The 10,105-nt window shown below is 29.3% G+C and carries 10 protein-coding genes and 1 tRNA gene; 9 read left to right on the top strand and 2 right to left on the bottom strand.

All coding sequences use genetic code 11. The annotated features are described in order from the left end of the window. The first annotated feature begins 95 nt into the window (after positions 1-95). Together I6E15_RS09555 and I6E15_RS09550 are read left to right on the top strand one after the other, a co-directional pair. Positions 96-1,343 carry a 2-hydroxyacyl-CoA dehydratase subunit D gene (locus I6E15_RS09555; RefSeq protein WP_235247551.1) on the top strand — a complete coding sequence of 416 codons (1,248 nt, stop codon included), beginning with the start codon at positions 96-98 and terminating at the stop codon, positions 1,341-1,343. Then, positions 1,343-2,473: a 2-hydroxyacyl-CoA dehydratase subunit D gene (locus tag I6E15_RS09550; protein ID WP_177162306.1), complete on the top strand. Its 1,131-nt coding sequence runs from the start codon at positions 1,343-1,345 to the stop codon at positions 2,471-2,473. Before I6E15_RS09555 ends, I6E15_RS09550 begins: the two co-directional genes overlap by 1 nt. Positions 2,474-2,547: 74 nt before the next feature. Here the strand turns inward: I6E15_RS09550 and I6E15_RS09545 are convergent, their stop codons facing one another. After that, positions 2,548-4,767: a TonB-dependent receptor gene (locus I6E15_RS09545; protein WP_235247550.1), complete on the bottom strand. Its 2,220-nt coding sequence runs from the start codon at positions 4,765-4,767 to the stop codon at positions 2,548-2,550. A gap of 167 nt (positions 4,768-4,934) precedes the next feature. Between I6E15_RS09545 and I6E15_RS09540 the strand changes: the two genes are divergently transcribed. The 6 genes from I6E15_RS09540 to I6E15_RS09515 are packed head-to-tail and all read left to right on the top strand — an operon-like array spanning position 4,935 to position 8,790. Further along, positions 4,935-5,297, top strand: coding sequence for a YbaN family protein (locus tag I6E15_RS09540; RefSeq protein WP_235247549.1), 363 nt, complete (start codon positions 4,935-4,937; stop codon positions 5,295-5,297). A gap of 58 nt (positions 5,298-5,355) precedes the next feature. Next, positions 5,356-5,934 carry a MotA/TolQ/ExbB proton channel family protein gene (locus I6E15_RS09535; RefSeq protein ID WP_177162314.1) on the top strand — a complete coding sequence of 193 codons (579 nt, stop codon included), beginning with the start codon at positions 5,356-5,358 and terminating at the stop codon, positions 5,932-5,934. A gap of 9 nt (positions 5,935-5,943) precedes the next feature. Next, the gene (locus tag I6E15_RS09530; protein WP_235247548.1) at positions 5,944-6,333 is read left to right on the top strand and encodes an ExbD/TolR family protein; all 390 of its coding nucleotides are present in this window, start codon (positions 5,944-5,946) and stop codon (positions 6,331-6,333) included. 9 nt (positions 6,334-6,342) lie between these two features. Further along, the gene (locus tag I6E15_RS09525; protein WP_235247547.1) at positions 6,343-7,017 is read left to right on the top strand and encodes an energy transducer TonB; all 675 of its coding nucleotides are present in this window, start codon (positions 6,343-6,345) and stop codon (positions 7,015-7,017) included. A gap of 21 nt (positions 7,018-7,038) precedes the next feature. Next, the gene (locus I6E15_RS09520; RefSeq protein WP_235247546.1) at positions 7,039-8,274 is read left to right on the top strand and encodes a coproporphyrinogen-III oxidase family protein; all 1,236 of its coding nucleotides are present in this window, start codon (positions 7,039-7,041) and stop codon (positions 8,272-8,274) included. A 9-nt stretch (positions 8,275-8,283) separates the two neighbouring features. Next, positions 8,284-8,790, top strand: a complete 507-nt coding sequence (locus tag I6E15_RS09515; protein WP_235247545.1) for a flavodoxin family protein — start codon at positions 8,284-8,286, stop codon at positions 8,788-8,790. Between the two features lie 89 nt (positions 8,791-8,879). Here the strand turns inward: I6E15_RS09515 and I6E15_RS09510 are convergent, their stop codons facing one another. Beyond that, on the bottom strand, positions 8,880-9,764 hold the full coding sequence (locus I6E15_RS09510; protein WP_235247544.1) for a DMT family transporter: 885 nt from the start codon (positions 9,762-9,764) through the stop codon (positions 8,880-8,882). 191 nt (positions 9,765-9,955) lie between these two features. Here I6E15_RS09510 and I6E15_RS09505 point away from each other — a divergent pair. Beyond that, positions 9,956-10,031, top strand: a tRNA-Thr gene (locus I6E15_RS09505). Positions 10,032-10,105: the final 74 nt, after the last annotated feature.

The following is a 10,105-nucleotide window of genomic DNA, read 5'->3' as shown; positions in this document are numbered from 1 at the left end:
AGTCCAATAGAATATAGGAAATTTAAAGAAAAAAATGTTGATAATTAAATTGAGTACTTGACAGGGTACAGATCAAATACAAAGGAGTGAATAGAATGAGCGAAGTAAATAAGCCAGTAGAAGAAAAAAAACCAGCTAAGGTTGTACTTAGAGAATTAGTTGAAAGAGAAGTATATCAAGCAGCATGGGAAGCAAAAAGAAATGGAGAACCAGTAGGTTGGTCATCATCTAAATTCCCTTCAGAAATATGTGAAGCTTTAGGATTAAAACTTGTTTATCCTGAAAACCAAGCAGCAGCTATCGGAGCAAAACATGGTGGAGAAAGAATGTGTGAACACGCAGAAGCTATGGGATATGACAACGATATCTGTGCTTATACAAGAATCAGTTTAGCATACGCAGCTGGATATGAAGCAGAAGAAAAACCAATGCCTCAACCAGATTTCGTATTATGTTGTAACAACATTTGTAACTGTATGACAAAATGGTATGAAAATATAGCTAGAATGCATAACATTCCATTAATCATGATAGACGTTCCATACAGCAATACTAAAGAAGTAAGCCAAGCTCAAGTAGATTACTTAAGAGGACAATTTGACGAAGCTATCGTTCAATTAGAAAAAATAGCTGGACGTAAAATGGATCCTAAAAAATTCGAAGAAGCTTGTGAAAACGCTAACCGTTCAGCAAAAGCTTGGTTAAAAGTATGTTCTTACTTACAATATAAACCAGCTCCATTCGCTGGATTCGACTTATTCAACCACATGGCTGATATAGTTACAGCTCGTGCTAAAAAATCAACTGCAGAAGCTTTTGAAGCACTAGCAGCAGAATTAGAAGAAAACGTAAAAAATGGAAAATCAACTTGGAAATATGATGAAAACTACAGAATCATGTTTGAAGGAATCCCTTGTTGGCCACAATTACAAAAATTATTTGCACCATTAAAAGAAAAAGGAATCAATACTACAGCAGTTGTTTACGCTCCTGCATTCGGATTCGTTTACAATAACATGGACGAATTAATGAGAGCTTACTGTGTTGCACCAAACTCAGTTTGTCTTGAAAAAGGTGTTGAATGGAGAGAAACTCTATGTAAAGAAAACCATGTTGATGGTATCTTAGTTCACTACAACAGAAGTTGTAAACCTTGGAGTGGATATATGCCTGAAATGGAAAGAAGATTCCGTAAAGACTTAGGTGTTGCAGTTGCTGGATTTGACGGAGACCAAGCTGACCCTAGAAACTTCTCTGACGAGCAATACAGAACTCGTGTTGAAGGATTATTTGAAGTAATGGAAGCAAACAGAGCAAAAAAAGCTGAGGGAGGAGACAAATAATGACTAGAATTGAGGAATTATTAAATAGTTTTAAAGAAATTGCATATAATCCAGAAAAACAAATGGCTAAATATAAAGCTGAAGGTAAAAAAATAATCGGATGTTTCCCATACTACATTCCAGAAGAAATAGTATATGCATCAGGAATGGTTCCATTTGGAATTTGGGGAACTCACGGAACAATCAGTAGAGCAAAAGAATACTTCGCATCTTTCTACTGTACAATAGCTCAAATGAACCTTGAAATGGCATTAGAAGGAAAATTTGACGGATTATCAGGAGTAATTTTATCATCTATGTGTGATACTTTACGTCCATTAACTCAAAACTTTAAAGTGGCTATACCTCAAGTAAGAATGATGTTCTTAGCTCACCCACAAAACAGAAAACCTGAATTCGGAATCAAATATACAATGCATGAATTCGGAAGAATCAAAGCTGACTTAGAAGATATTGCTGGACATAAAATTGAAGACAAAGATATGTTCGAAGCTTTCAAAGTTTACAATGAAAGTAGAGCAGCAAGAAGAGAATTCGTAAGACTTGCTGGAAAACACCCAGAAGCAGTTTCTGCAGTAAACAGATCAGCAGTTCTTAAGAGTGCTTTCTTCATGTTAAAAGATGAACATACAGCTATGTTAAAAGAATTAAACGCAGAATTAGCTAAATTACCAGAAGTTAAATGGAACGGAGTTAAAGTTCTTACTTCAGGAATCATCATTGACAACCCTACATTATTAGCTTTATTCGATGAATACAAAGTAGCTATAGTTGCTGACGACGTTGCTCACGAATCAAGAGCATTCACAACAGATGTTCCAATGGATATAGAAGATCCTATCAGAGCATTAGCAGTTCAATTTGCTAACCAAGATAACGATACAATCCTTTACGATCCAAAAATCGAAGAACGTCCTAAATATGTTGCAAGAAAAGCTAAAGAAGCTGGAGCAGATGGAGTTATCATCGCTATGATGCAATTCTGTGACCCAGAAGAATTAGAATATCCATCATTAAGAAAAGCTCTTGATGAAGTTGGATTACCTCATATCAAATTTGGATTTGACCAACAAATGGTTGACTTCGGACAAGCTAGAACTTCATTACAAGCATTCGCTGAAAGCTTATAATTAAAATAGTTTTATAAATAAAAGCTCAGTTGTAGAGATACAACTGAGTTTTTTCTATATAAAGTTATGTAAAACTAGAAAGTGAAACTTCCAGAGATATAATAATTTCTTTCGGGAGCTGGGATAGATGTTGTAGAAGTTTCATAATAATTATATTCTTCATTGAATAGATTATTTATACCACCTTTTAGAGTGAAATAATCACTTACATTATATCTAATATAGGCATCAGTAACTCCATATCCTGAAGTCTTTATAGTTTTAGGAGTTTTACCACTTTCAGCAAGCTCTCTTTTTTCATATCCACTGTTGTATGTATAATTTGCTCCAAAAGATAATCTGTCAGTTAAATTATAATCTGCTCCCAAAGTAATTTTCCAATCTGAAACCATAGGAACTTTATCCCCTTTTTGAAGATAACTTTCTCCATCATTTACATTGCCAACTTTAGTTATTTTAGCATCTACGTAAGAAATAGATTGATTAAGAGTTAATTTATCAAAATATTGTTCAGAATAAAATTCAGTTCCTATTCTTCTAGTTTTTCCAATATTTACAAATCTCCAAAGTTTTGTAGCTGGGTTATCAGAATTTCTATCAAGAGTAGCTATCTTATCATTTGTTTGAGATGCAAAAATTGTAGCTGAAACATAAGAATTTCCAATAAAATCTTTTACACCAAATTCGATACTATCAATAGTTTCTGAATCAAGATTACTATCTTGATATTCTGTTGATTTTCCATTGTTTATTTTATTTGTAAGTTGTGTTGGAAGTGGAGAGATAAATCCTCTTTCATATCTTGAATAAATATTTCCAGTGTCACTGTATTTATAATTAAGTCCAATTTCTCCAGCAAAGTTATCAATAGTTCTATCTACTTCAGAAGTTTTTGAAGGAACAGATATAGACATAGGATTATATATTCCAGAACCTGGTTTAAATTCAACATTAATATTTGGTTTAGTATTTGTTAATCTATTTCCATTATATTTTGAATATTCATATCTTAAACCTGTTATTAGATTTAATCTGTCAGTTAATTTATAATCGTTTAAAGTATATAAAGCGTGAGTATCTTTATTCATATCTACAAAGGTATCAGTTTTAAATATGGCATTAAAATTCATACCCATTACTTTTCCAGTGAAAGAATCAGTATTTACTAAACTATTTCTTTTCAAATTAGTAGCTGTATAATCATAACCAAAAACTAAACTTCCCCTACTATAATCATATTTTGATTTTAGTTTAATTCCCTCAGTTTTTTCTATAAAGTTTCCAGTCATTGTTCCTTTTACATCATCAGTTATCTTTAAACTATTTTTTATTGTGTCCAGTTCTGGCTTAGAAGGCATATTTGATTTTATCATTTCAGCTACTTGTTCTTTGCCCATTAAATCATCTTGAATAAAATTTCTTTCATACTTTGTTTTAAAAGCAGTAGCATAGAAAGTAAAATTATCAAGGGGTTTATATTCATAATCTAAAGCAAAAGATTCTCTCGTTGAATCAGAAGAAATATTATCTCCAGCTTTTTTTCTATTGTGTTCTAGGATAGAATTTTCTACAGCTGTTGAGCTTGTTCCCTCATCGTCATAATAAGTTGATTGGAATTTAACCCTATGTTTATCATTTATTTTATAATCAAATCCACCGTTAAAACTTTTTGATTCAAGTTCTTCATTTTCTCTGTAACCATTTTTATCTACATATTGACCAGCAAAATTTACATAAAGATTATCAGTAATATTTTGACCAAAAGCAATGCCAGTATCTTTAGTAGCAAAAGAACCATATTTTACATCAGCATTTATAAAATCTTTTCTAGCATTTGATTTTGTAATAATATTTACAACTCCTCCAGTAGTTCCACTTCCATATAAAGTAGCTCCTCCTCCAGGAATAATCTCAATTTTTTCAATAGCACCAACAGGAATAGAGTTAATAGGCAAAGTTCCCATAGCCTCTTCTAAAGGAGTAATAGTAACACCATCAACCATAGTTTTTACTCTGCTCATTGAACGTTCTCCACTTCCTCTTAGATTAACCACAGGTCCAAATTCAGTTTCTTGAATAACTACATTTGGAGTATCTCTTAAAATACTTTCTACATCAGTGTATTGTTTTTTAGAGATATCTTCAGAAGTGATAAGAATAATATTTTTATTTTCTTCAACTATCGGTTTTTCAAATCCAGTTGTAGAAGAAACAACAGTTTTATCAAGTTGTATTTCTGTGGCTGAATAAGCACTAGCTGAAGCTATAAGAGCAAGAATCATAATTTTTTTCATAAAACTTAACCAATCCTTTCGCAAAAAAATAATTTTTTAAAATCATAAACGTTATACCATATTTTATTTTGCGTGTCAAATAATTTTAAAATATTTTTTTTGTTATTGATATATTTTAATTTTTGTAGTATTATTATTTTTGTGAAAAAGTTGGAGGAAAATAATATATGATTAAAAAAAATATTTTTATAATATTAGGGGTAATATCTTTGATTTTTGGAACAGTTGGGATAATAATACCACTACTTCCAACAACACCTTTTTATCTTTTGAGTGCTTATTTTTTTAGTAAATCTTCTGAAAAATTTCACAAGTTTTTATTAAATAATAAAGTTTGTGGGGGATATATAAAGGACTATTATGAGAGAAAAGGAATTACTTTGAAAAACAAAATAAATGCTTTAGTTCTTTTAACATTGAGTATTAGTGTATCAATATTGAGAATAAAAAATTTACATCTTCAGATTTTTCTTGGATTGGTATTTATATGTGTGAGTTTTCATATTTTGAAAATCCGCACTTTAAGATAGATTTTAAAATTTTAAAGGAGGAAGAAAATTGTATTATTTAAAAGTGGGAGGACCACTTATGTGGATCTTATTTGGACTTTCCATAATTTCTATGGGAATTATCTTAGAAAGAGGTGTTTTCTTTTTTAGACGAGAAAAGAAACTTAGCGAAGATTTTAAATCGAATATTATTATGGCTGTTTCCTCTGATAATATGGAAAAAGCTATCGAAATTTGTTTAAATGAAAAAAATACGGTTGGGGAAACTGTAAAAAGTTTTTTGATAAGATGCAATAAAAATGGAGATTTTCATCATTTTGATCAACTTGTAAAAGAGATTGGAATGGAGGAGATTAGTCCTTTAGAAAAAAGACTTCATATTCTTGGAATAATTGGATATATAGCTCCTATGATTGGACTTCTTGGGACAGTTACAGGAATGATTGATGCTTTTAGAAATCTTTCTACATTTGGAGCTGGAGACCCATCTCTTGTGGCAGACGGAATATCAAAAGCACTTCTTACAACAGCAGCTGGACTTTCAATCGCTATCCCTGCAATAGTTGTTTACAATCTTTTAAATAAAAAAATAGAAGAGATAGAAGAAGATATCGACAAAATAACAACAAATATTATAAATATTATAAGAAAAAATTAAGGGGGAGATATGGGAAAATATAGAAAAAAAAGAGAAATAATGTCCCTTGATTTAACTCCTCTTATAGATGTGGTATTTCTTCTTTTGATTTTCTTTATGGTTTCAACTACTTTTAATAAATATGGAAAAATTGATATAGATGTCCCAACTTCAAAAGTAACTATTAAAACAGAAGAAAGTAAAATAGAAATTATTGTAGATAAAAATGAAAGCTATTTTATGTTAAAAGATGGAAAAACTTCTCCAATAGATATTGAAAGACTTGGAGAATATTTGGTAGGAGTTAAAGAAGTATCGATTACAGGGGATAAAAATCTTAGATATCAAGTTGTTATGGATCTTATAACAAAGGTAAAAGAACAAGGAATAGAAAATTTAGGAATAAATTTTTATGAATAGAGGTAATATATGAAAAGATATTTTTTAATTGCTTTTCTAATTCACATGTGTTTTTTTATAAGAATTAATAATAAAAAAACTTTAGGTGATAACACTATTCCTATTAAAAGAAATATTCCTATTTCTTATAATATAAAAAGTTCAAAGGAAAGTATAGGACAACAAGCGATTATTCAAGAAGAAAAAGTTGAACCAATAAAAGAAGAACCTAAAAAAGAAATAAAAGAGGAAATAAAAAGTAAGATAAGTAAAAATGAAAGTAAGAAAGAGATAAAAAAAGAAAAAACTTTAAAAAATAAACCACAGAAGAAAAGAAAATCCAGTGAAGAAAAAATTCCTAGAGAGGAAAAGAGAGATAATTTTATAGAAAATTCAGATGGAACTTACACAGCTATTGCTTCTAGTGGGATTGGTTTTAAAATAATAAAACAAGTTGATCCAAATTATCCAAAACAAGCTGAAAAATTAAGATATGACAAAACAGTTGTGATAGAAGTAAAATTTTTGGTTGGACTTAATGGAGAAGTTGAAAAAATAGAAGTTTTAAAATCAAATAAAAAATTTGGTTTTGATAAAGAGGTTATCCAAGCTCTAAATAAATGGAAGTTTGAACCGATTGTTTATAGAGGAAAAAAAATAAAAGTGTATTTTAATAAGGAGTTTGTATTTACTCCTAAAAAATAATTTTAGAAAGAGAGAAGAAAGATGTTTAACATTAGATATAAATCACATCATGATGTAAAAAATATAATTGAAAAAATGATGGGAAGAAAAATAGTAACTCCTTTTACATTTAATAAAGTTTTAAAAGGAAATCCAGAGGTAGAAGAGGGAGGAATATATGTACACACTCCCTATTGTGATAAAATCTGTTCTTTTTGTAATATGAATAGAAAGCAGGTAGATAATGATCTAAATGATTATACAGATTATCTTTGCAAAGAGTTTAAAAAATACGGAGAAAAAAACTACATAAGAAATAAAAAAATAACTGCAATTTTCTTCGGTGGTGGAACTCCGACTATTTATAAACCTTTTCAGTTAGATAAAATACTTTCTACACTGAGAGAAAATTTTAATATATCCAAAGATTGCGAGTTTACTTTTGAAACTACTCTTCATAATCTTACTTGGGAAAAATTAGAGATTATGGAAAGATATGGAGTAAATAGAATAAGTATAGGGATACAAACTTTTTCTGATAGAGGAAGAAAAATATTAAATAGAACCTATAATCAAGAGTATATAGTAGAAAAAATAAAAGAGATAAGAAAAAAATTTAAAGGGCTTATCTGTATAGATATTATTTATAACTATCCTAACCAAACTGATGAAGAGATTACAAATGATGCAAAGATAGCTTGCAGTTTGGGAGTTGACAGTATTAGTTTTTATTCACTTATGATACAAGATGGATCTCAAATTTCAAAGGATAGAGCAGAAAATAAAGTTATATTCAAATATAATTTAGCAAGAGATAAGGAACTTCATGATAAATTTCTTGATAGAACTTTAAAAAACGGTTATTCAATCTTGGAGCATACAAAAATAACTAATGGAAAAGATCAGTATAGATATATTAGAAATGTAAATTCTTTTTCTGATTTAATTCCTATTGGTGTAGGAGCAGGAGGAAGAGTTGGAGATTATGAACTGTTTCATTTGAATAAACTTATAACTTTCTATGCTTTTGACAATGATATAAAAATGAGAGTAAAAAAACTTTCAGGAATATTACAATATAAAAAAGTTGAAATTGAAAAAATAAAAGAGTTGAGTGGAAAATCTTATGAAAAAATTTATTCACTTTTAGAAAATTATCAAGAAAAAGGATTGATTGAAATAAAAAATAATATAATGGAATATACAATAGATGGTGTATTTTGGGGAAATAGCATTACAGCTTCTATTGTAGAAGAAATGATAAAAGATAATAAATAGGAGGGAAAAATGAATAAAACATTGGTGGTTTATTCTTCTTTGACAGGGAATACAAAAGCAGTTGGAGAAAAAATATTTGAAATAATAGAGGGAGAAAAAAATATAATCTCTGTTGATGATGTAAAAAATATAAATATAGATGAATTTAATAGGATTATAGTAGGATTTTGGGTTGACAAAGGTAGTGCTGATAAAAAAACTAAAGGGTTTATAAAATCTTTGTCAAATAAAAAGATTGGATATTTTGGAACTCTTGGAGCTGATCCAGAATCAAAACATGGAAATGATGTAAGAGAGAGAGTTTCTAAATTATGTGGCGAGAAAAATACTTTAATAGGGGGATTTTTATGCAGAGGGAAAATAGATCCAAAACTTGTTGAAAAAATGGGTAAATTTCCATTAAATTTAATTCACCCATTAACTCCTGAAAGACTTCAAAGAATAGAAGATGCAAAATCTCACCCAAATGAAAAAGATTTCCAAGAGGCTCAAAATTATTTTAAAAATATATTATAAGATTTAACAGAATAATAATTCTGTCTAAATAAATATGCACTCACAAAAAAAAACTCAGTTGTAGAAATACAGCTGAGTTTTTAAAAATTTTATAAAAAGAATATTGAAAGTCCAACTACAGAGATAATAGCTCCAATTATTTCATTTTTTCTTATTTTTTCCTTATAGAATAAAATAGAACAAGGAATCATAATAATTGGGCTTGTTGAAGATATAGTTGATGCGATAGAAGCATTGGCACTTTTAAAAGCCTCAATAAGAGCAGCTATACCAAACACAGAAAAAAATGTTCCTATAAGAAGTAGAGATAAAGCTTTTTTACTAGTTATCATTTTAATAGTTTCTCTAGCTTTTCCTTCATAAAGTACAACAGCTCCAAAGAAAAATATTGCAACACCTAAACGGATTTGAGATGTGGCTAAAGAATCATAAGTAGTAGAACCAAGTTTTGTAAGAATAACTCCAAGTGATTGACCGAGTGTTGCTAAAAAAGCATAGAAAAGTCCTTTTACAGAAAATCCAAGACTAATTTTTTTATCTTCAGTTTTAAATATTACTAAAATAATTCCAAGACAAGTAATAAGTATAGCAAAAATTTGTATTGGATAAAGAGTAACATCTAAAAATAAAAAATCTATAATCGATACAATAATAGGAGAAAGAGCCATAATAAGCATAGTAACTCTAGCCCCAATCATATTATAAGCTTTGAATAAAAACAAATCTCCTAAAAACATTCCTATAAAACCAGAAAGACTTATTATTTTTAAATTTTCCCAAGTTACATCAGTAGGAAGAAAAAGATGTCTACTTCCAAATAAACAAACAAATCCAACCATAATAGTTCCTATTGTAACTCTTAAAAAATTAGCAACCTGAGTGTCATATTCTTTTGATATTTTACCAAAAGTTAAAGATGAAAAAGTCCAACTGATAGCAGTGAATAAGGCAAAAAACTCCCCTTTAATAATCATAAAACTCCCCCTAAAATATTTTTAAAAAAAATCAAAATCCCATTTATTATATTTTATAGGTTTAATAAAAAATAGTCAATATAAATAAAAAAACTATTGAAAATAAAAGAAAAATATAAAAAAATAAAAAATATTAAAAAAATCGTTGACAAATTTTATAAAATAAAGTATAATTATTCTTGTCTGTGAGTGCCGCTTTAGCTCATCTGGTAGAGCAACTGACTTGTAATCAGTAGGTGACTGGTTCGATTCCGGTAAGCGGCACCATTTTTGCCCCGTTCGTTCAACGGTTAGGACATCAGATTTTCACTCTGGAAACAGGGGTTCGATTCCCCTACGGG

This window comes from Fusobacterium perfoetens (assembly GCF_021531475.1).
In the GTDB taxonomy this organism is placed as follows: domain Bacteria; phylum Fusobacteriota; class Fusobacteriia; order Fusobacteriales; family Fusobacteriaceae; genus Fusobacterium_B.
Note: the sequence above shows the minus strand (reverse complement) of the source record. Positions and strands in the feature narration are given on the sequence as shown.